This is a genomic window from Candidatus Nanopelagicales bacterium, from assembly GCA_037045355.1.
In the GTDB taxonomy this organism is placed as follows: Bacteria; Actinomycetota; Actinomycetes; order S36-B12.
The window spans coordinates 151,114-172,422 of record JBAOHO010000010.1; the positions used below are offsets into that span (position 1 = coordinate 151,114).

Annotated in this window: 18 protein-coding genes; 9 read left to right on the forward strand and 9 right to left on the reverse strand. The window is 65.0% G+C overall.

Features of this window, described 5'->3' with window-relative positions; genetic code table 11:
- The first annotated feature begins 83 nt into the window (after positions 1–83).
- Positions 84–1,337 carry a serine hydrolase domain-containing protein gene (locus V9E98_04500; protein MEI2716244.1) on the forward strand — a complete coding sequence of 418 codons (1,254 nt, stop codon included), beginning with the start codon at positions 84–86 and terminating at the stop codon, positions 1,335–1,337.
- 156 nt (positions 1,338–1,493) lie between these two features.
- Here the strand turns inward: V9E98_04500 and V9E98_04505 are convergent, their stop codons facing one another.
- On the reverse strand, positions 1,494–3,251 hold the full coding sequence (locus V9E98_04505) for a fibronectin type III domain-containing protein (GenBank protein ID MEI2716245.1): 1,758 nt from the start codon (positions 3,249–3,251) through the stop codon (positions 1,494–1,496).
- A gap of 209 nt (positions 3,252–3,460) precedes the next feature.
- Here V9E98_04505 and V9E98_04510 point away from each other — a divergent pair, with 209 nt between their 5' ends.
- Positions 3,461–3,988 (forward strand): hypothetical protein, encoded by a 528-nt coding sequence (locus V9E98_04510; GenBank protein MEI2716246.1) that lies wholly within the window; start codon positions 3,461–3,463, stop codon positions 3,986–3,988.
- A gap of 13 nt (positions 3,989–4,001) precedes the next feature.
- Here the strand turns inward: V9E98_04510 and V9E98_04515 are convergent, their stop codons facing one another.
- The 3 genes from V9E98_04515 to V9E98_04525 all read right to left on the reverse strand — a co-directional run bounded on the left by V9E98_04515 (position 4,002) and on the right by V9E98_04525 (position 6,876).
- Positions 4,002–5,312 carry a chloride channel protein gene (locus V9E98_04515; GenBank protein MEI2716247.1) on the reverse strand — a complete coding sequence of 437 codons (1,311 nt, stop codon included), beginning with the start codon at positions 5,310–5,312 and terminating at the stop codon, positions 4,002–4,004.
- A 100-nt stretch (positions 5,313–5,412) separates the two neighbouring features.
- The gene (locus V9E98_04520; GenBank protein ID MEI2716248.1) at positions 5,413–5,634 is read right to left on the reverse strand and encodes a hypothetical protein; all 222 of its coding nucleotides are present in this window, start codon (positions 5,632–5,634) and stop codon (positions 5,413–5,415) included.
- Positions 5,635–5,856: 222 nt separating this feature from the next.
- On the reverse strand, positions 5,857–6,876 hold the full coding sequence (locus V9E98_04525) for a type II secretion system protein (protein MEI2716249.1): 1,020 nt from the start codon (positions 6,874–6,876) through the stop codon (positions 5,857–5,859).
- A gap of 176 nt (positions 6,877–7,052) precedes the next feature.
- Here V9E98_04525 and V9E98_04530 point away from each other — a divergent pair, with 176 nt between their 5' ends.
- The 3 genes from V9E98_04530 to V9E98_04540 all read left to right on the forward strand — a co-directional run bounded on the left by V9E98_04530 (position 7,053) and on the right by V9E98_04540 (position 9,300).
- Positions 7,053–7,493: a hypothetical protein gene (locus V9E98_04530; protein MEI2716250.1), complete on the forward strand. Its 441-nt coding sequence runs from the start codon at positions 7,053–7,055 to the stop codon at positions 7,491–7,493.
- Positions 7,494–7,657: 164 nt separating this feature from the next.
- The gene (locus V9E98_04535; GenBank protein ID MEI2716251.1) at positions 7,658–8,971 is read left to right on the forward strand and encodes an NAD(P)/FAD-dependent oxidoreductase; all 1,314 of its coding nucleotides are present in this window, start codon (positions 7,658–7,660) and stop codon (positions 8,969–8,971) included.
- Positions 8,968–9,300 carry a hypothetical protein gene (locus tag V9E98_04540; GenBank protein MEI2716252.1) on the forward strand — a complete coding sequence of 111 codons (333 nt, stop codon included), beginning with the start codon at positions 8,968–8,970 and terminating at the stop codon, positions 9,298–9,300. Before V9E98_04535 ends, V9E98_04540 begins: the two co-directional genes overlap by 4 nt.
- Before the next feature lie 38 nt (positions 9,301–9,338).
- Here V9E98_04540 and V9E98_04545 read toward each other — a convergent pair whose 3' ends face one another.
- From V9E98_04545 to V9E98_04560, 4 genes are all read right to left on the reverse strand, one after another.
- Entirely contained in the window at positions 9,339–10,604 is a 1,266-nt protein-coding gene (locus V9E98_04545) for a YncE family protein (protein MEI2716253.1), read from the reverse strand.
- Positions 10,605–10,795: 191 nt separating this feature from the next.
- Positions 10,796–12,025 (reverse strand): amidohydrolase, encoded by a 1,230-nt coding sequence (locus V9E98_04550; protein MEI2716254.1) that lies wholly within the window; start codon positions 12,023–12,025, stop codon positions 10,796–10,798.
- A gap of 178 nt (positions 12,026–12,203) precedes the next feature.
- Positions 12,204–13,904 (reverse strand): ATPase, T2SS/T4P/T4SS family, encoded by a 1,701-nt coding sequence (locus V9E98_04555; GenBank protein ID MEI2716255.1) that lies wholly within the window; start codon positions 13,902–13,904, stop codon positions 12,204–12,206.
- Between the two features lie 177 nt (positions 13,905–14,081).
- Positions 14,082–15,233: a TDT family transporter gene (locus tag V9E98_04560; GenBank protein ID MEI2716256.1), complete on the reverse strand. Its 1,152-nt coding sequence runs from the start codon at positions 15,231–15,233 to the stop codon at positions 14,082–14,084.
- 211 nt (positions 15,234–15,444) lie between these two features.
- Here V9E98_04560 and V9E98_04565 point away from each other — a divergent pair, with 211 nt between their 5' ends.
- Positions 15,445–15,804 carry a hypothetical protein gene (locus tag V9E98_04565; GenBank protein MEI2716257.1) on the forward strand — a complete coding sequence of 120 codons (360 nt, stop codon included), beginning with the start codon at positions 15,445–15,447 and terminating at the stop codon, positions 15,802–15,804.
- Positions 15,805–16,002: 198 nt separating this feature from the next.
- On the opposite strand, the gene V9E98_04570 is transcribed toward V9E98_04565, so the two are convergent.
- Positions 16,003–17,286 (reverse strand): MFS transporter, encoded by a 1,284-nt coding sequence (locus V9E98_04570; GenBank protein MEI2716258.1) that lies wholly within the window; start codon positions 17,284–17,286, stop codon positions 16,003–16,005.
- Between the two features lie 183 nt (positions 17,287–17,469).
- Here V9E98_04570 and V9E98_04575 point away from each other — a divergent pair, with 183 nt between their 5' ends.
- From V9E98_04575 to V9E98_04585, 3 genes are read left to right on the forward strand one after another with little or no spacing between them, the layout of a single operon-like run.
- The gene (locus V9E98_04575) at positions 17,470–19,383 is read left to right on the forward strand and encodes a thiamine pyrophosphate-dependent enzyme (protein MEI2716259.1); all 1,914 of its coding nucleotides are present in this window, start codon (positions 17,470–17,472) and stop codon (positions 19,381–19,383) included.
- A gap of 5 nt (positions 19,384–19,388) precedes the next feature.
- Positions 19,389–20,909 carry an NAD-dependent succinate-semialdehyde dehydrogenase gene (locus V9E98_04580; GenBank protein ID MEI2716260.1) on the forward strand — a complete coding sequence of 507 codons (1,521 nt, stop codon included), beginning with the start codon at positions 19,389–19,391 and terminating at the stop codon, positions 20,907–20,909.
- Positions 20,910–20,920: 11 nt separating this feature from the next.
- The gene (locus V9E98_04585; protein MEI2716261.1) at positions 20,921–21,208 is read left to right on the forward strand and encodes a dihydroxy-acid dehydratase; all 288 of its coding nucleotides are present in this window, start codon (positions 20,921–20,923) and stop codon (positions 21,206–21,208) included.
- Positions 21,209–21,309 lie beyond the last annotated feature (101 nt).

Genomic DNA, 21,309 nt, shown 5'->3' on the forward strand with positions numbered 1-21,309 from the left:
CGCCCGCGAACTCTGGACTGATCCGCGGACACAACAGGTAGATTCGCCGCAGGCGGGGGCCCGATCGACGGAATGGACACTTCGTGAACAATCCCATCGACCGACCAGGTCTTGTCGGTTCAGCAACCACTCGCCGCGTGGCTGCTGCGGCAACGGCGCTGGTCCTGACGACAGGAGTCGCCATCCCAGCGTCGGCTGCGCCTGGGTCCGGCAAGGACCAAGCTGCGCACATCTCCGACATCGTGCGCGACACCATGAAGTCCGACCATCTCAAGGCCGTCATCGTCCGGGTCACCAAGAACAACAAGGTGATCATGACCAAGGCCTTCGGCGAATCACTCACGGGGGTTCCGGCCACCACCGACATGCGTTTCCGCAACGGAGCCGTCGCGTTCGCCTACGTGGCCACCTTGCTCATGAGATTCGTGGACCAGGACAAAGTACGCCTGAACGACACCATCGATCGTTGGCTCCCGAACGTACCGTTGTCCGACCAAGTCACCGTGAAGATGCTGGCGAACCAGACGAGCGGCTACCCGGACTACGAGGAAGATCCGCAGTTCACTGCGGACTTCCTCGAGAACCCGTTCCAGGACTTCTCGTTCAAGGAGCGGCGCACGATCGCATTCTCCCGACCCCAGTTGTTCCCCCCTGGAACGAACTGGAGCTACTCGCACACCAACTTCATGTTGCTGGGCAAGATCCTGTCCACGATCGGCGCCAAGCCGCTGGCGACGCTGCTGAGGCAGCAGGTGCTGCGTCCCATGGGACTGTCGAGCACGGTGTCTTCTCAGTCGTCCCAGATCCCCAGTCCGGTGCTGCATTCGTTCAGTTCGGAACGTCGAGCAGCATTGGGAATCCCTACGGGTCAGAAGTTCTACGAGGAGTCCACGTTCTGGAACTCGGCATGGGGAACTCCCATCGGAGCGACCCAGACCACCGACATCGTCGACATGACGGCCACTGCCGACGCCGTGGGAAGCGGGCGTCTGCTGTCCAAGTCCAGCTACAAGGCCATGACCGGTCCGAATCTGTTGGGTTTCGGTCGCGCGCAACCGAACTGTGTGCCGGAGTGCTTCAAGCAGGTACGGGGTTACAACTACGGACTTGGGGTGGTCCGCTCGGGATCCTGGTTGCTGCAGAACCCTTTGCTGGGCGGGTACAGCGCCGCCATGGCCAACCTGCCCAAGCAGAGGCTGTCAATCGCAGTCGCGGCCACATTCCGCGAGTCGGCGTTCGATGACCAAGGCAACTATCCCGGAAACCCCAGCGACCAACTGTGGCGGATGATCGGCGCCTACCTGGCCCCGAAGGACCCACCGCCGATCAAGAAGTAGCAGCGACGAGTCACTGCGCTAGGCGAGGCGATCACTCGGCCCTGCTGGGATGGTTCGGCCATGACGCGCTGGACCTGCCCAGCGGGGCTATCACGCGAGTGGTCCCCTCTGCCCGAAGGGGACAGAGGGGACCAGCAGACGGACCCGGGACTCGGACTACTGACACGTCTCGGGCGTGAACACCACGTCGTCCAAGAAGTTGCCGACCGACATCGAAGACGCCGTGCGCACCGCCTGGAAGGCGAACCGAGTCGTGGTCTGGCCCGCCGGAATTTTGTAGGTCTCGGTGTACTGGACCCACGCTGTGTTCCCGGTAGAAAGCTCCGACCCGGACTGGCTCAGTTGGCCGCCAGGGGCGCCAACCATGACCCGCATGGTGTCGGTTCCGGCCCTCCCCCGGTGCTTCAGGTGCCAACGCATCGTCGTGCCGGGAGTGGTCGGTAGGTCCTGATACAGGGTCCCGGCCTTGTTGGCGTTGAGTTCCGCAAACTGTCGGCCCTCGGCGGCGGTGACTTTGCCGTTGGAACTATGACTGAACCCGGTGGACCACAACTCGATGAAGCTTTCCGCCGAGTTGTTCCACTGCAGACCCGAAGTGCTCGAGGGCAGGATCCGGTAGGTCGCGTTGGGGATGGCCGGAGTCTCGAACCCACCGTTGGTCAAAGTCGACACGAAACAGATGGGGGCGGGTTCGCAGACGCGCGCCTTCATGCGGAGCATCTCCTGCGACGAGGTAGCCCCGATGCCGGTGACCACCACGTTGTAGGTGCCGCAGGGCACCGGGTCGAAGGTCACCCGACCCGCATTGTTGGTGACCTGATGACGGTCCGTCCATCCCGCAGTGCCGTTGGCCCGGGCGACATCGATGCGAGCGACGGGGTAGTTGCTCGAGGAACCAACCGGCGCGGAGAAGTCGACGGCGATCGAGTCGTCGCCACCCGTGATGGTGGCGGTCGCGGAGACCGGGTTGTAGCCGCTGCGGTTCAGGCTGTACGGCTTGCTCAGCAAGCCCTCGACATCGCCGTTGACCCCGCGCATGACGAACGTCCAGTTCACCGTCGGATCCAAGGCGGAGACAGTGACCGACCGGTCGGACGGCTTGGCGGAAACCCAGGTGTAGGACTTGTCCGTCAAGCGCTTGTACCCGATGCGGTATCCGGTGAGTTCGCCATATCCCGTCCAGTCGCTGGGCTTCCAGTTAACGACTGCGGCCGCGGGTTCGTCTGCCGCCCGGCTGACGGTGAACTTGGGGCTGGCGGCGCGATTGTTGCCCAACACTTGGGTGCTCGTGACGCATCCCCCGAAACTGTTGGTGGCGGTCACCTTCGCGACATACATCCGGTCAGGATCCAGGTCCTTGACGGTCACTGAAGTCTGGGCCTGGTCCTGCGAGTGGACCACCTTGCCGTTGGACAACTGCTTCACCTGAACCGCGTAGCCGCTGACGGGCGTCGCGCCTTGATGCTTGGGCGCACCCCAGGACACAACCCCCGTGGTGCCGCTGTCGGTCCGCTTCCCGCTCGTCGAGTTGACTCCCCCGGGACCCAGGGACGGAACGTAGGTGGCTCCTGTCGTACCCATCGAGTCGTTCGAGACGACGGCCGACACCGAAACCTTGTAGTTGGTGCAGTCACCCTGCCCCTGGAAGACGGCCGACGTCTGATCGGCAGGGACGATCATGTTCGTGTCCTTGGTGCCGTCGTTGACGCGAACCATGTAGTTGTTGATCCCGGCCACGGGCTTCCAGTTGATCGCCAAGGCGTGGGGGTCAGTGGCCGACCGGGTCACTGACAGACCGCGGGGAGCCTCCGGAGCAGCGACAGCCGAAGCTGGGGAGGCTGCGACTGTCACTGTGCCCGTCATGATGACGGACAGTGAAACGAGGCCGAGGGCGAGTGGTCGAGAGAGGCTCATGGTCTCACAGTGTCGGAGGACCATCTGGGAGACCTCTGGCCACTCTCTGGAATCCCTCAAGAGTCTGTCCCAACGGATGTCAGCACCATCGGTCATGCACCCGTTCGGGTCGCCAAGGTGCCGCACTGCCCCGCTGTCGTGCTTCCCTGGGCGGGTGGGCAGGAACCGGGGCAACGCGCTCGGATCGATCTCGTCGGAAGGTGTCCATCGTGATCAGGAAAGTCATCGTGGCGGTCTCGGTGACCGTCATGGGTGTTTTCGCCAGTCTGTCATCAGCCGATGCAGCGTCGGCGCCACAAGCTGACCCCGGCTTCTCGCAGGGTGCAGCAGATCCAGCTGTCTGGGGCCCCTTCTCACCTGGGGTGACGATCGTGCGGGTCGGAGGACGAGCCGCCTCCAACAGGTGCGCCTGGAATGGCCGTTGGACCTATACCGGTGACGGGGGTCAGAACTACGGATACATGGTACTCAAGACCCAGGGCCCCAAAGCCCGCTCACTCAGCGGCCACTACAGCGGCGGCGGGACCAGCGGCACGATTTGGGGGAACCTCAATGCGTCGTGCGGTCACGTCTGGAAGGGCGAGTACGAGGACACAAGCGGACTCCTGAACGCCGGGGGGCACAGGACGATACTCAATGACGACCGAAGATCATTCCGCGGCAAGTACTCCACGTGCGACACGTACTGGCCGTTCGACAGGTTCTGCACCTATCGCTGGGAGGGCACGAAGGTGTGATCCTGACTGCCCCTTACGGCGCGACCGTGGGAGGGCCCGCCGAAGAGGGCACATCCAGTTCGACCTGATCCTCTTGGGCATCAGAGGCCGAGTGGCTTCCCATCAGTACCGTGGCGATCGCGACGCCCGCGATTCCCAACGCCGTCGGCATCGCCTCGCCGCACAATTCGATGATCAAACCGGCACCTGCCAGCGGGATGCGATAGCCGGCGCCGAGAAACGCGCCCATCCCGACCAGAGCCAGCAATGTCGGGTTGGGCAAGCCCATGATGACCGCGGTCGCTGTCCCGATCAGCAGACCGTTCGTGGCCAATGACGTAAACACACCGCCGCCGCCCCCGGCTGCGATGCACAGCAGGACCGACGCCCAGCGGAAAGCCAGCGCGGCCAGCAGCAGAAGCAGGGCCGGAGGTGGTCCTGACGCCGGCAGCGCCCAGTCGGAGGCGACGTAGCCGGGGCCCGCGGTGACGGCGGCGCCCGTCACCCACCAGGACGAGGCCGCCAGCCCGGCCAGCACGACGCCGGCAAGGGCCGCTCTCCCCCACGGTCGAGGGCCATCCTTCCAGTTGCGGACCCGGCCCATGATGATCGCGAACAGCCGGGCGCCGAACCCGCACAGCACCGCAACAACGATGACGCCGAACATCTCGTAGAGGCCGATCTCGTGCGGTACGTAGGTCATCAGGTTCCGGGCGCTCTTGATGAGCGAAGCCGTGGCGAACGACGAAGCCGCCGCGAGCATGGCGGCCAACAGCCGCCTACCGTCCAGATTCCGCCGGAAGGGCATCTCGATGCCGTAGGCGGCCCCGAGGATTGGCGAGGAGAAGACCGTGGCGATCCCGGCCGCCGCGCCGCACACCAGCACCAGTCGGCGCCCGTGCGGAGTGCCGAGGTAGGCGAGGCGACCCCGGGTCAGGCGGCGGCAGGCCACCCCCAGCGCGTTGCCGACCATGACCGACTGCGACTCCAGACCCTGTGAGCCGCCCAGCCCCACCGTTGTCGCCCCGGAAAGCAGGCGTCCGGGAACCTGCCGCAGCGGATACGGTCGACTGCTGTGGTGGTAGTAGACCGGAAAGAGTTCAGACGTGCTCGGTCGAGTCGTGCCCGCGACTCGGATGAGAGCCAAGCGAGTCAGTAGGAACACTCCCAGGGCGGGCAAGGCGAACCATGGACCGGGGATGCCCAACACGACTCGCTCCAAGAAGAAGCGTTCGATGACGTCCACGAGGACACCGACGCACACCCCCGTGACAGCGCCGATGGCCACCGGGACGATGATCAACTCGACCCAGGTGGCGCGCACGGTGGCTTGCGCAGGACCCACGGCTTGATTCTGCCGAATCCCCCGCCCCGGAGCTGAGCATTCGGTCAGCTATGGGCGCTGACGACGACCACGACGTCTATCGGAATCCTGCCGGGGCTGACTACCGCGTGTGGGCGGCCGTGACGCCGCTGGACGCGAGACTCGCGACCGGGGCTTGGGGGTCCGCGCCGTCCACTCCCGCGCGGCCCTTCTTGGGGTATCGCTCGACGTATTCCCGCTTGAGCAACACCCGCGGATCATTGTTCTCGTCGAGATCCGCCGGCCCCAGGAATGTGAGCAGAGTGCGGGTGGCAAAGTACTTCATCTTGTACGTGATATCCATTTCGACCTCCTGGTCTCTTTCACGGTAGAACCGTTGCAAATCTTGTGCAACTGGACCTTGGGGTCCATGCGCCAGCATTAGGCACCGCAGGGTTCGTTCCGACAAGCGTGGCCTGGAGCGACGCAGCCATCGATGGAATCTCAGCCGTGGCACCCCTTTGCGCATTGACGGTTGGAGACTCCGGAGGTCGGTTCAAGAGGCGAGCGGAGCCCCTGCGGACGATCAGCTAATGCTGATGGTGTGGAAGGTCGCGGTTGTGGGCGGGTTGGACGCGTACCAGGTGCGGAACCCCGTGTAGTTCTGGGCCGCTGGCACGGGGTTGTTGAAGGTGTAACTGCCCAGCGCAGTGCCGTCGATGGACACCGAAGCAGTACCTTGGCTTGCATTCACGACGGTCACTTTGACCGTAATCGTGTGTTCATCCGTCCACCACGAGTTCGACCTGTCGCTGGGGACGAGGCCGCCGGTGTTGGCGCTGTTCCACACCTTGACCGTGCCCGCCTCTGTCCCGTTGGTTCTCGGTCGTATGACGATGGCCCCGAGACCTCGGTCGAACTGCAAGGCATAGCCGGTGTCCTTGGTGCCGTTGATCGTGGTGTTGAACAGCACGCCATACCCGACCCCGGGTCCAGCGCCGAGAGTTGCGGAGACATTGATGGTGTATTCAGAGCGCGGGTTCGGGATGAAGATCAAGCCCCCGCCCGGGCTGGGTGACACCCATCCCGAGTTGTTCTGTGTCCACGCCCCTACCCGGGGGTAGTTGCTCGGCGGCGCCGCAGCAGAGGCGAAGTCGATGACCTCGGCGTTGTTCACGAAGTACTGCCAGGCACGCTGAGATGCGCTCCACACGAAGGCTGCCCCCTCCACGGCCGGTGTGATCACATCCGAGCCGCCGGCCTCGCCAGTCAGCAGACCGCGATCGAACAGGCGGTTCATCCGTGCTGTGTCGCTGGGGAGTCCATTGAATTCCCCTGCCGGGGCCGAGGCGTTGTAGGCGGTCGACGCTCGGTTCAACTGCACCAGATTGGCCTGATCGGCTGCGGTGTTCGCGTCATCTCGGAACTTGGCGACACCGAACACCACGATCCCACCCAGGACTCCCAACACGACGATCGTGATCAGCAACTCGATGAGGGTGAAGCCCCGTTGGAGTGTGGCGGTCTCGGGCTTGCGTCGCCGCGAGACACACACGGGAGGCACCTCCTCCGCCAGCCACACCGAACCACCGATCCGGACGCCCACGCCGTCGAACCACAGGCGGGCAGTGCTCCTTCCATCATAGAAAGCGCCGGCAGGTCTTGGAGGCAGGGAACACGAGGACAGGACTTCCGACCTAATCCGCGCAGGTGAAAGGGGACTCTCGAGGCATCGACGTGGGTTCGACGTGCGCTATCGCGACTCTGGACTAGCGTCTTTCCGTGGCAGCCAGAGCCCAAAGTAGCGCCGACCATGGCTCGACGATCCGAGCGCTAGCGCGGTGGACACTGGCACTGGCATTGGGATTCGCCGGCACCAATCACTTCAGCAATGCGGAAGCCTTCCGCGCTCAGGTTCCTCCGTGGATGCCCTGGCAGGAGGCTGTGATCGCGGTTTCGGGTGTTGTCGAACTGGCTTTGGCGGTGGCCCTCGTGGCCCTACCCCGATGGCGTGCACAGGTGGGCTGGATCGTCGCCGGCTTCTTCGTCATCATTTTCCCGGGCAACGTCTCTCAGTTCGTGACCCAGACCAGCGCGTTCGGGCTCGACAGCGACCTGCTGCGAGGGATTCGATTGATCTTCCAGCCGGTCCTGGTGCTCTGGGCGCTGTGGTCGACGGGGGCATGGCGCGCCTGGCGCCACAGCAGGATCCACCAACGCTGAGGTCGAACGGCAGTCGAGCATGCGACCCGCGGCCAACGCGGGCGCGGTCTGACGAAGCGTGCACTCATGACCGCCGTAACCGTCCGGCACCCGTGCGACACGGTTCGACCGTTGTTCCTTCAACTGGCGTGCGGGCACAGTGCTGTGCGGCGATGATGCACAACATGGCGGCAAGACCACGCGTGGTGATCATCGGTGCCGGTTTCGGAGGCCTCGCGGCTGCCAAGCGCCTGGAGAAGCGGGCCGTCGACGTCACCGTCATCGACAAGCACAACTACTACACGTTCCTTCCGTTGCTGTACCAGGTGGCGACCGCCGGACTCAACGACGCCGACGTGGCGTACCCGGTGCGGGGGCTCTTCCGGCGCAGGCGCAGTGTCTTGTTCCGCCAGGGTGTGGTGGTGGGCATCGACTGGGTGAATCGGCGGGTCGTGATCGACGACGAGGACGATGTCGCATTCGACTACCTGATCCTGGCGGCGGGCGCCGCAGCCAACTACTTCGGTGTCCCCGGCGCCGAGCGCTACACATACCCCCTGTACACACTCCCGGACGCGTTGCGGCTCCGGAATCACCTGCTGTCGTTAGTGGAGGCCGCCGACGCCGACCGTGAGTTGGTGGCCCAAGGGATCCTGAACTTCGTGGTGGTCGGCGGTGGACCCACCGGAGTTGAGGTGGCCGGTGCCATCGCTGAGCTTGTCGCCAAGGTCCTGGACCAGGATTTCCACGACATGGATCTGGCAGCGGCTCGAGTGATCCTGGTCGAACGGGCTGACACTGTGCTCGCCCCGTTCGCGCCCGCGTTGCAGAAGTACACGATCAAGACCCTCGAGGCAATGGGCATCGAGGTCCGATTGGACGCGGCAGTGAGCAGAATCGCCGCCGATCATGTGGTGTTTGCCGACGGCTCGACCCTGCCCACCCGAATGGTGGTGTGGGGGGCGGGTATCCGCGCGCAGCGCCTGGCCGATGCGATCAATGTGGCAACGGGTCCAGGCGGGCGAGTCACGGTGAACCCGGACCTGAGTATCCCGGGCCACCCCGAGGCATTCGCCATTGGAGATATCGCCGACATCGACAACGGCGAGCAAGAGCCGTTGCCACAACTGGCTCAGGTCGCGATACAAGGAGGCAGGTTCGCCGCCGACCAGATCTTGCACTCCATCGCGGGTGAACCACGCGACGAGTTCCGGTATCACGACAAGGGCATCATGGCCACGATCGGGCGTTCGGCCGCAGTCGCGGAGTTACCGAACGGCCTCAAGCTCAACGGGTTCATCGCCTGGTTGGCTTGGTTGTTCCTGCATCTGGTCTATCTGCTCGGGACCCGTAACAGATTCTCGGTGATGCTCAACTGGTCGTGGAACTACCTGACGTGGGACCGGGGCCCTCGACTGATCATCAATCCCGAACCTATCCCCCAGCGGCCGCCACCCGGAGCCATCCCGGCGGCGCAGGACGAGGGGCCGCTGACATGACAGCCAGCGGCCTATCGCGGTCCGGCCCTCTCGCGCTGACGCTGGCCATCGTTGCGGCGGTCGCACTCGCCGGCACTGTCCCATTCGGCATGCTCAGCGTCGCGTTCGGCATCGCCGGAACCGGGGGGATCATTCCAGTTGCCTGGATTGTCGCCGCCATCGTGAACCTCATTCCACTCGTGGCTGCCGTCGGCGGCATGGTGATCGGAGTCCGCACTCGGGATACAGGCGTAGGCGTTGCGGCAATTGTCATCGGCGCACTCGCGACGGTGTCTTCGCTGATTGCCGTGGTGTCCTTCGTGGTCTTCGGGCTCGCCAATCCCCCATAGGCCCCGCTGAGGTCGGCCTTGACGCCGCGCGATCCCGACTACCCACCCCGGGTCGCCATGGTGCATGCCGCCGTCGACGGTCCGCCAGGTCCGATCGCAGTGAGACACACCTTGACCTTGGAGCCAGATGCTATTCCGGCCTTGACCTTGACCTTCACCTGAGAGCCGATGGTCGTTGCGGTCTTGGAGAACTTCTTGCCCGAGCGGGTCTTGCCGTAGGCACTGACCTGATACTTGTTGGTGCCCGTGATCGCCGTCCAGGAGGCTTTGACTACCTTCGATTTTGCACGTGCGGAGGGTGGCAGGGGTGTCACCGACGTCTGATTGGTGATTACCGACACGGAAGCGTCGTCGGCGTTGGCAACGTAAGCCAACAGCCCCACCGGGGAGAACGCAACCCCGAGGGGTTCGTCGCCCACCGGGATGGTGCCGGTGTTGACACCGGCTGCGGGATTGACGACCGAGACAGTGTCGTCGGAAGAGTTCGTGACGTATGCCCTGGAGCCATCGGGCGAAAAGGCCACCCACTGCGGCTGCCCGCCTACACTGATGGTCTCAGTCACCGTTCCCACCGCTCCGCCGGAGGGATTGATCACCGACACGGTGTCGTCACTCATGTTGACGACGTATGCCTTGGTACCGTCCGGCGCGAACGCCACTCCAGACGGATAGCGCCCGACGGGGATAGTGCCCGTAACGGTGTCGAAGTTGGGGCTGATCACCGTCACCGAGGCACTCCCCTGGTTCGCGATGTAGACCTTGGAGCCGTCTGGCGAAATGGCGATGCCACCGGGGTTGTTCCCGGTGCCGAGAGTGGCGGTCACGGCCTCAGTCGCCGGGTTGATCACCGACACGGTGTTGTCGCCGCTGTTAGTGACATAGGCCTTCGTGCCGTCCGGAGAAAACGCAACGGCTACGGGATAGTCACCGACCGCGATGGTGCTGGTCACAGTACCTGTGGCGGAGTTGATCACCGAGACGCTGAACGGAGAGTTGTAGTTGACGACATAGACCTTGCTCCCATCGGGAGAGACTGCCACCCCGGATGGGTTGAACCCGACAGTGGTTGTCGCCGTCACCGTGCTCGTCGCGGGATTGATCACGGAGAGCGTGCCATCGGAATTGTTGGTGACATAGGCCTTCGTGCCGTCCGGAGAGAAGGCGACACCGAGCGGATAGAGGCCCACGTCGATGCTGTCCGCCCCTGTCGCCGTCTGAGCGGGCGTGGCCCCGAGAGTCACTATCCCGAGCAGGATTCCAATCGTCGTCCACACCGTCCGGTAACGCTGTTGCCTGACCGTCATGGCGACTCCAATCGGTACTTCTCGGCAGTATGCACCTTCACATGAGTCCATGTCGGACGAGAGCAGTCCGGCTAGGCCGAAGCCCGGGTCCACGTCAAGCGGGCGCGTGGACGGCCGACCGGCCCGCACTGGCCGAGCAGTCCGATGCGGATCGCGGGGCGCGCCGACCATCCGGGTCCGGACGGTCGACCTCAGGTCGGGACGCGCAGCCAGGACTTCGCAGCTGCGACCATCGCATTGACGCCGACGGTCAGGGTTGGCTCGATGACCGGCGCGAACAGGGCGCTGTGATTCACAGGCTGTTCGGCCATGATGCTGCTGATCTCCGCTGTCGTCCTCGCCGCTTCAAACAGCGCGGGGTCGGCGCACCCGATGACCCAGTAGACCATCGGGACGCCGGCAGCGGTCGCCAGGTCGCCGGCGTCCTCGGAGCCGAACAGTGGGCCCGGGTCGAAGACACGGCCCGCGGTCTCAAGGGCGGGCCGCGTCCGTTCGACGGCTCGCTCATCGTTGACGACAACCGGCGCCTGCCCGATGGACTCGATCTCCGGATCGCGAGGGGCACCGGAAGCTGCCGCCTCTGCGCGCACGATTCGCGAGATCGCTGCCAGAACCGTGTCGCGCACGTTGGAGTCCAGGGTGCGCACACTGATCAGCAACTCGGCGGTGTCCGGAATGATGTTGTCCTTGTTGCCTGCCTTGCTGGCGCCGACATTGACCACAGCCATGTCGGTAGCCGCGATCTCCCGCGACACCACCCCTTGCAGCCGCATGACCGTGGCCGCGGCCATCACGACTGGGTCCACCGCAGCCTGAGGCTGCGACCCGTGCGCCCCCCGGCCATGCAGGGTGATCTTGAGCGAGTCGGCGGACGCCCAGGCTGTCCCAGCTCGAAGACCGATGGCCCCGGCCGGGAAGGGGATGATGTGCTGAGCGAGAACCACATCGGGGTAGCCACATCTCTCGAAGATCCCGTCGTCGATCATCGCCCGCGCGCCGGTGATCAGTTCCTCGGCGGGCTGGAAGACAGCCATCACCGTCCCGGCCCATGACGACTCGTCGGCCGCCAACTCGGCGCAGGCGCCCAACAGGCATGTCACGTGCATGTCGTGACCGCAGGCGTGCATGACAGGAACATCGACTTCGTCGCCGTCAGGAGCCGTCGCTCGACTCGCGTACGGCAGTCCGGTCTTCTCCTCAACCGGCAAGCCGTCAGTATCCGCCCGCAACAAAACCGTCGGTCCGGCCCCGTTTCGAAGCACTCCCACCACGCCTGTCGTCCCGATGCCAGTCGTAACTTCGAAAGCGAGCGAACGAAGACGTTTTTCGATGATGGAAGCGGTGCGCTTCTCGGCGAAGCCCAACTCGGGATGTGCATGCAGGTCGCGGTACAACTCGGCGAGGCCGCCATCAGTGGACATAGAGACTCTTTCGTCACCTGCGATGCCCTCAGGCTAGCAACCGCCGCCGGTCATGCGCGGGTCCAAGTACTCGCTGATTCGCCCAGCACATCAGGGAATCGAAGTGACAGCCCGACTCGGAAACGAGCCTTGATGAACCCCGATTGATGAGATATGTGGGTGTGCCAACTTGCCACCGTCACATCGGTTCGGCCGCCTCCTCCGAGGGGATGCCCACGACCCTCAGAATCTCGTCCAACGTGGTCACTCCCTGCTCGGCAGAGCGAAGGCCCTGATAGAACAGCGGCTGCCACCCCTGGGCGCGGGCTTGACGGCGCAACTCCACCTCGCTCGCGCCGGCGGAGATGAGGTGGCGCAGCTTTGGAGTGATCGGGAGGATGTCGAACAGGCCGATTCGCCCGCGATATCCGGTGTATTGGCAAGCCACACACCCCGAGCCTGACATCATGCCGGCAGTTCCGTCAGCAGGGATGCCGAGTAGCCCACAGATCTGTGGATCAGGTCGTACTGGGACGGCACACAACGAGCAGTTGCGTCTGATCAGTCGCTGGCTGATCACCATGCTCAACGATGCGGCCACGAGGTAGGGCGGGATTCCGAGATCGAGCAGTCGTACGACACTTCCCGGTGAGTCCAGGGTGTGCAGAGTGGACATGACCATGTGTCCGGTCAACGAGGCGCGCAGGGCCAAAGTACCGGTGGGGGCATCCCGGATCTCCCCCACCATGAGCAGATCAGGGTCCTGCCGAAGAGCGGCCCGCAGTGTGGCGTCAAACGTGAGGCCGACCGCCTCATTGACCTGCACCTGGGTGATGCCCGGGATCTCGACTTCGACCGGGTCCTCGATCGTGATCACGTTTCGTTCGTCGTCCATCGAGTCGACCAGTCCCGCGTACAGGGTGTTCGACTTGCCCGAGCCGGTCGGTCCGGTGACGAGCACCATTCCTTGGGGCTTGGTGAGTACCTCGCGGAGCATCGTCACCTGCTCGGTGGTCAACCCCAACTCAGTGAGTGGTGGCAGCCGGTCGGCGGTGGGCAGTAGCCGCATGACGATCTTCTCGCCATGGATCGCAGGGAGCGTGGAGACGCGGATGTCACGGTCGTAGTCCTGGACCCGCAATCGGATGCGGCCGTCTTGGGGTGTGCGTCGGTCGAATACGTCCAAGTTCGAGATGATCTTGATGCGTGCTGTGATTGAGGAGAGGCTGCCCAACGGCAACTTCATCAGGTCACGCAGGATCCCGTCCACCCGGATGCGAACGCGGATCGCCTCCGCCTGCGGCTCGATGTGAATGTCACTGGCACCGCTATCAGCTGCGGTCCGCAACAGCTGCGTCACGAGCGCAGCGGTCCCTTCATCGAGATCATCCTCGGCCTCCGTGGGCCCAGCGACAGCAACGACGTTGTCCCTCATCTGGGCCATCGCCTGACGATGGCGTTCATCACCCCAGGCTTGGGCCAACACGCGGCGGATCTGCTCGCCCGGCGCGACGACGATGATCAGGTGGTGATGCGGGAGGCGACGACGCAGATCGTCCAACGCGAAGACATCGACCGGATCGGCGACAGCAACCGTCATGTGATCGTCAGTGGCCTCGATGGGGACCATGAGATGTTGTTCGGCCAGATCCTTCGGCAGGCTGCGAGCGATGTCCGGCGGCACTTCCACAAGCTCGAGGTTCACACTGCGCAAGGCATGCGACTGGGCCAGAGCCTCCGCAAGTGTGACTTCGTCGATCACCCCTTGCTGCACCAGAATCCGACCCAGTCGCAGCCGCTGGTCCGACTGCTGCTGACTGGCCAGGGCGGCTCGAACCTGTTCCGGGGTGGCGCGGCCCTGCTGGATGAGAAGGTCACCGAGTTGCTGACGACCCATCATCAGCCTCCTCGATCCGTTCCGCGAGGCATCCGCCGAATACCTCGCAGAGCATCGCGTTCACGACTACCTGAATCGACGGTACTGGCCATTCGGGTCTGTCGCCCGCACGGAACATCGCTGCCGTGTGGCGGCACCCCCAGGCATCTCGACGTCGCGAACCGCAACCGATCGACGCCCCTACCCCTTCGACGCCACTGGGTGCGGCGACTCCAGCGGCGGAACCAGCAACTGCCCCCTCATGGAGCCGCGGGCCGTGCGGACCAGGACCAACACCCAGGCCGCCAGAAGGAGCACGTACAAGGCGACCGCGGTCCAACGGAACATGGGCAGATCCGTGTGGTGAGCCAGCTGACTGGTGCCGGTGACGCAGGTTCCTACGGGGAAGGTGAACGACCACCAGGTCAGCGCGAATCCCATGCTGCGTTTGCGCGCCCGCAGCGTCAGCAACGCAGCGATGGGAAGCCACAGGAGCATGAACCCCCACATTGGAACACCGAAGACGACGGCGAGGACGTCGAGCGCAGTGGCCAGAGGTGCGGCCACAGCGAGCGCAGCAGCTGTACCGAGAGCTCCTGCGGCGGTGATCGACTGTCCGACGGGACCGAGCACGATCCACAGAGTGGGAACACGTGCGGAGCCGGAGGAACCGAAGTGGGCGAGGCGACTCCAGATCAAGGTGATCACGACGATCGACGCCACGAGGCTCATCCCGAAGAATGCGTAGCACAGCAGGAGCAGGCTCTCACGAGCCGCGCCCTCGGGGGCGTGCGCGACAAGCAGCGCGCCTCCGGCCGCCGACACCATGGGCGGTACGACCGGCATGAGCCAACCACCGAAGGCGCCATCCTGTCGGACCTGCAGTTGGGTGAAGAGCCGGTAGGGCACGAGGACAGCGGTGGCGAAGCCGAGCACGGTTCCCACGGTCCACAAGATCCAGTCGATGGTCACGGCGGTATCGCCGAGGTAGCGGGACCCGACCAGCAGCGTGGCGGTGCCCACGGTGAGCAGCGCCATCGGCGGTGCTCCAAAGAACTGGATGGCGATGGGGTCGTTGGCGATGCCCTTGAGGACCTCGCGATCCCGCAGCCAATGCACGGGGACCACGATCAGCAACGCGATGAGCAGCAGACTCGCGAGAACCCACGCCACGGTCCCGAACACGGTCAGGACGGGCCATTCGACCGGCAGTGTTGCAGAGGCCACTGCGATGACCCCCGTACCCATGACCGACGCGAACCAGTTGGGTCCGAGCACCACGCGACCCTCGATGGGAGAAGAAAGCAGACCCGCCCAACGTTCGAACGCGCTGCCGACTGTGAGCCTTTGCATGACCAATCACCCTAGTCCCGGACCGTCTTGAGTCCGCCGATCCAGGACCACATCGCGCCGCTATCGGAACTCCCCCACGGTGGTACCCATCCCTGATGGTTGGGGTCGTCTCCCTGATGGTTGGGGTCGTCGCCCCAGCAGACTCGGAGTTCCGTCGCCGGAGTAGGTTGCGAATTGTCGGGGGCGAAGCCTCCGAGTTGAGGAGTTCCCGATGACCAGTCCGAATCACCCGGCGCCGGACCCGCAGTTGATCGCTGGAGTCGTCGCCGACATCGAACATCTCGATCGTGATCCGGCGGTGGTCCGGGCAGCCGCAGTGGCTGTGGCCGGAGCCGTCGCCGAGATCGATCCGGTCTTCGTCGAAGAGGCGGCGGACAGTTCAGATGGTTCGCTGCGTGTCGACATCTGGGAGACGGCCGTCGTGCACTTCGCCGACGAGTTGCCACCGGACTATCAGGAGGCCTGGGAGCAGGAGAGCGGCGCGTCGTGGCAAGTCGCGACCAGTGGAGCCGGTGAGATGCAGGACATCCTCGCGGCTGCGGTCAACGCCGCCGTGGGACGCCTGACGTAGGGCCAGAGCCTTCTCCTGAGTCCTCCGAGTTCGCAGGACCCGGCGCGCCAGACCCGGCGGGGACACGGGCCGGGAAACCGACTCCCACCACAATCACCGTTGCCCGTGCAGACTCCGATCCTGTGCAGGACGGCGCTGGCCCCGGCGATCGGATGGCTTGTTCAGACGAGCTGCCCCACCACGATCCGTGGGGCAGGGCTATGGGACCGAGCGGATGAACCGAACGAGGTACCCGGCGACCACCATCACGACAGCGGTCGCCAGAAACAGAGTCGGATAGCCGCCCAGCGACGTGACCAAGGGTGCGGCGAGCATAGGCGCCAGGATCTGCGGCATCGTGTTGGCGATGTTGATGACACCCAGGTCCCGCGCACGATCCGCAGCGGCGGGGAGCACTTGGGTGATCAGCGCCTGGTCGACGGCCAGGTAGATGCCGTAGCCCAGTCCCAGGATGAACGCTCCGATCATCGCCGCGATGAAGTTCGGAATGAACGCCAGGATCAGCACAGCACCACCCATCACCATGCTGGACACGATGACGTAGATCTTGCGTCGACCCGAGCGATCCGAGCGCCGCCCGAAGAACACGGTGGTCAGGATCGCGCCTACCCCGTACAAGGCGATGAGTGTCGTCTGACCCTGCGCCGGCTGCGGATAGTCGAGGTAGTCCTGCAGGTAGTACAGCAGGTAGATGGTGGCCATGGCCGTGCCCAGCCATACGAGGAATCGAGTGATGAATGCCCAGGCGAAGTCGGGGTAGGCGCGTGGGCTGACCCAGAAGCTGGACCAGAACCGACCCCAGTCGAACGGCTGCAACGCGGACTTGGGCAGCCGTGCGTCCTTGACCAGCAACAGCAAGGGAAGCGCCAACACGACCATGAGTCCACCGAGCAGCCACGTCCCGTATTCCAGGTCGGTGACGACGAAGGACACCAACGCGACGCCAACCATGATGCCGAAGACGGATGCGAAACCCACCCATCCCGACACGGTCCCGCGCTGTCGCACCGGCGCCTGATCGGGGATGTAGGCCGTCAGTGCCGAGAACGCGACGTTCGCGCACGCCAAGACCAGGAACCACATGATCGCCAGTCCCGCCACGGTCGTCTGGAACGACATCCCCACCATGAGGACGGCACCGCTGACGACGCCGACGATCAGCCAGGGACGTCTACGCCCGATGGCCAACGTGGTGCGGTCGGACAGGGCACCGGCCAGCGGGTTGAACACCATGGCCGCCACAGCCCCGATGCCGCTGACCCACGCCAGGGCGGCTTCCTTGCCGTCCCCTCCGGTGAGCAGCTCGGTGTAGCGGGGGAGCAAGTTGTTGAGCGGCGTGATCAGGACCATCACGATGCCGAGATTGGCGAGGGTCAGCGAGATCAGGAACGTCCGGCTCACGTTCTGCTGGGGTTCGGCCAGGGCTGCCACAGCGTCATCCGCCGCCCGGATCTGATGCGCAGGCTGGCTCGGGTCACTCACGACGCCTCCTGGTGTCCTGCTTCTCGACATTAGTGTCGGACCACAAGGTTGTCTGCCCGACGGCTCAGCAGGGGCTTCTCCGGTTGCGGGCACGGATTGGTGGGGCAGCGTGCCACCACCCTGCTCACTGCGGCAGGATCGGAGTGCGAGACAGGGGCCGACACGATGGCGAATCGACAGGTGATGGCGAGTTCCCCACAGGACCGGGCGACGCAGATCGCCCGGGCGGGGGGCATGGACGCGGCGCTGACGGAAGGTGTTCTTCCGAAGTTCGTCGACCTGACAGTCGCCGAGGGCATTGTGCTGGGCCTTCTGCGGCAAGGCGTGAACCGCTATGTGACCGTTCTCGGACACGGCTCGACCGAGCTCGGCGAGGTACTGCGGATCTACCAGGGCGCGGGACTTGTCCACGTCTTCCCGGTGCGACACGAGACAGCGGCTGCCCACTCCGCCACGGCCCTGCGGTGGGCCAGAGGCGAGAAGGCAGCGGTGGTCACCTCCATCGGGCCGGGCGCCCTGCAGGCGTTCGCAGGATCTCTGGTGGCAGCGAGCGATGGGATCGGGGTTTGGCACCTCTACGGAGACGAGACCACTGAGGACGAGGGTCCCAACATGCAGCAGATCCCTCGGGCACAACAGGGATTGTTCCTACAACTCACCTCGACCATGGGCCCCTCCTATTCGCTGCACACACCAGGCGCACTTCCAGTGGCGCTGCGTCGTGGCCTGAATCGGGTGGACGCCTCGGACCGGGCCGGCCCGTTCTACCTGCTCATGCCCTTGAACACGCAACCCGCGTTGATGCCGAACTTCAATCTCGAGGAATTGCCGGAAGGTGTTCCACCGGCGCCGGGCCCGGCTGCCGGCGACTACGGCACGGCCGCCCGCGAGTTGCTCGCGGCGCACCGCGTCGTCATCAAAGTAGGTGGCGGGGCGCGCGGCTGCGGAACTGAACTGCAGGAACTGGCCGAACTCATCGACGCCGTTTTCGTGATGTCGCCCATCAGTGTGGGAGTGGTCCCCAGCAGTTCTTCGCGATGCATGACCGTGGGCGGCAGCAAGGGCAGTATCAGCGGGAACTACGCGATGTCCGAGGCCGACGCCCTGCTCGTGGTGGGTGCACGTGCCGTGTGTCAGTCGGATTCGAGTCGGACCGGCTACCCCAACGTTCGGCACGTGGTGAACATCAACACAGACATGGATGCCGCTCTGCACTACCAGCGGACCACCGGCCTCGTCGGTGACGCTCGCCTGACTCTCGAACTGCTGATCGCCGCGGTCCGCGAGGAACTCGCGCGGAACACCACCGGAACCACCGCAACCGCCAGCGCCACCGAATCAGATGCAGCCGGGGCCGAGTCGCAGTGGTTGGCCGACTGCCGTCAGAAGCGGCAGGAATGGGAGGCCTTCAAACAGGAGCGCTTCGACAATCCCACTCTGTTCGACGAGGCGTGGCAGGAAGAGGTCCTCACCCAGCCCGCCGCTATCCACCTCGTCATGCAGGCGGCGCACGAAGCCAGCGCGGTGGTGTTCTTCGACGCCGGCGATGTCCAGGCCAACGGATTCCAGTTGGCCGATGACGACGTCGAGGGCCGAACCATCACCGACGGCGGGGCGTCTTACATGGGGTTCGCCACCAGCGCCGTCCTCGCGACCGCATTGGGTTCCGAGCCCTGGCAGGCCGTCGCCATGACCGGGGACGGCTCCTTCACCATGAACCCCGCGGTCTTGATCGACGCCGCCGAGCACGGGGCAAACGGAGTGATCGTCGTCTTCGACAACCGCCGCATGGGGGCGATCTCCAGCCTGCAGTCGGCTCAGTACGGTGAGATCTTCGCGACCAACGACTCCGTCGCGGTCGACTACGTGGCCTGGGCGAACTCGGTAACCGGGGTCCGGGGCATTCATGGCGGCACCACCCCCGACACTCTGCAGGCCGCGATGACGCAGGCACTGCAGTACCCCGGCCTCGCAGTGGTCCACGTCCCTGTCTACTTCGGCGATGATCCCCTCGGTGGCCTGGGTGCTTTCGGGCGATGGAACGTCGGCAACTGGGTGGCCGAAACCCAGGCTCTGCGACACGAGATCGGACTGTGACGACAATGCCTTCATCACTGGGAGACCTCGCGGCACCCGCCGAACTGTTCATCGACGGGACCTGGCGCGCGGCCTCCGACGGCGCCACGATCGCCGTGCACGACCCCGCGACAGAAGAGGTCATCGCCCGGGTGCCCGACGCCACGGACGTCGACGTCGACGCTGCGCTCGCCAGCACTGCCGCCGGATTCGACACGTGGCGTCGCGTGGGCGCCTGGGAACGATCGGCGATTCTGCGCAGGATGGCCGAGATCATCCGCGACGATCTGGACCGCTACGCGGCGGTCATGACCGCTGAGTTGTCCAAACCGCTGGCACAGTCCCGGGCCGAGGTTCTCTCCGCCGCCGACCAGTTCGACTGGTACGCCGATGAGGCCCGTCGCGTATACGGCCGCACAGTGCCGGCCCACTCCACCGACATGCGGATCACGGTGATCCGGGAACCCATCGGGCCCGTGGCGGCGTTCGCGCCCTGGAACTTCCCCTCACTACTGCCCGCGCGCAAGATCGCGCCCGCCCTGGCCGTCGGCTGCTCGATCATCGTCATGCCCGCAGTCGAAGCGCCGCTGTCCGGGCTCCTGTTCGCCGAGGCCGCCCAGCGGGCGGGGCTTCCCGATGGTGTCATCACCATGCTCACCGGCGATCCTGCGCGGATCTCGGCGCGGCTACTCGCCTCGTCGGTCATCCGCAAGGTGTCGCTCACCGGGTCCGTACCGGTGGGGATCCTCCTTGCCGAGCAGTCCGCCCGCACCCTGAAATCGGTGAGCATGGAGTTGGGTGGTCACGCTCCGGTCCTCGTCTTCCCGGACGCGGATATCGATGCTGCCGCCCGGGCCGCTGCCCTGGGCAAGTTCCGCAACGCGGGTCAGGTCTGCATCTCGGCGAGCCGGTTCCTCGTGCATGAATCCGTCGTCACGCGCTTCACCGAAGCCTTCGTCGACCAGGCTCGACAACTGAACGTGGGTCCCGGCACGGATCCCCGAGCGGACATGGGTCCCCTGGGTTCCGCCAAGCGACTGGCAGCCATGGAAGACCTCGTGGCGGACGCTGTCGACAAGGGAGCGACCGTGACCCTGGGGGGCTCTCGCATGGAGGAGTTCCAGGCAGGCTTCTTCTTCGCCCCGACCGTGCTCACCGACGTCTCGGACGACATGACCGTCATGACCGAGGAGCCGTTCGGGCCCGTGGCCCCGATCACGTCGTTCGCGTCGTTCGACGAGGCTGTCGCCCGCGCGAACTCCACTCCCTACGGACTGGCCGGTTTCGTCTACACCCGAGACCTGGCGCTGGCTCACCGCGCGGCGGAGGCACTCGAGGTCGGGATGGTCGGCGTGAACCACCTGACGATCGCAACGGCCGAGGCGCCTTTCGGTGGCGTCAAGTACTCCGGTTACGGGCGAGAGGGTGGCACTGAGGGAATCGATGCGTACACCCACGCGAAGTACATCAACATGCTCCTGCCGGAGAACCCGAACATGCTCCTGCCTGAGAACCCGAACATGCTCCTGCCGGAGAACCCGCAGTGAACCAACGAGGCGTGGATCGCGGGCTGACTTCCTACGGTGACGAGGGATTCAGCCGTTTCCTGCGCCGCGCCTTCCTCGCGTCCGCCGGCTTCGACGACTCCGACCTCGACCGTCCTGTCGTGGGTATCGCGGACACCAGCAGCGACTACACGACCTGTCATCGCGAGATGCCCCAGCTCATCGAAGCGGTTCGCCGCGGCGTCCTCGAAGCCGGTGGCCTGCCGTTCGTGTTCCCCACGATGTCGCTGCCCGAGCCGAGCCGAGGGCGCCGAGGTCGAACGAGATCGGCATGGGCCTGAAGTCAGAAGTGCTGCTCGCGCTCTCGGCGGACGCGCTCGGCGGGGCCAGCGCCCCACGCTCGACATGACTGTCGAGTATCTCAAGATGCGCAAGCAGTTCG

Coding starts and splice junctions, on each gene's coding strand:
- V9E98_04535 (MEI2716251.1), top strand. CDS start 7,658: ATGGCGGCAAGACCACGCGTGGTGATCATCGGTGCCGGTTTCGGAGGC.
- V9E98_04545 (MEI2716253.1), bottom strand. CDS start 10,604: ATGACGGTCAGGCAACAGCGTTACCGGACGGTGTGGACGACGATTGGA.
- V9E98_04555 (MEI2716255.1), bottom strand. CDS start 13,904: ATGATGGGTCGTCAGCAACTCGGTGACCTTCTCATCCAGCAGGGCCGC.
- V9E98_04505 (MEI2716245.1), bottom strand. CDS start 3,251: ATGAGCCTCTCTCGACCACTCGCCCTCGGCCTCGTTTCACTGTCCGTC.
- V9E98_04540 (MEI2716252.1), top strand. CDS start 8,968: ATGACAGCCAGCGGCCTATCGCGGTCCGGCCCTCTCGCGCTGACGCTG.
- V9E98_04580 (MEI2716260.1), top strand. CDS start 19,389: ATGCCTTCATCACTGGGAGACCTCGCGGCACCCGCCGAACTGTTCATC.
- V9E98_04550 (MEI2716254.1), bottom strand. CDS start 12,025: ATGTCCACTGATGGCGGCCTCGCCGAGTTGTACCGCGACCTGCATGCA.
- V9E98_04520 (MEI2716248.1), bottom strand. CDS start 5,634: ATGGATATCACGTACAAGATGAAGTACTTTGCCACCCGCACTCTGCTC.
- V9E98_04575 (MEI2716259.1), top strand. CDS start 17,470: ATGGCGAGTTCCCCACAGGACCGGGCGACGCAGATCGCCCGGGCGGGG.
- V9E98_04560 (MEI2716256.1), bottom strand. CDS start 15,233: ATGCAAAGGCTCACAGTCGGCAGCGCGTTCGAACGTTGGGCGGGTCTG.
- V9E98_04565 (MEI2716257.1), top strand. CDS start 15,445: ATGACCAGTCCGAATCACCCGGCGCCGGACCCGCAGTTGATCGCTGGA.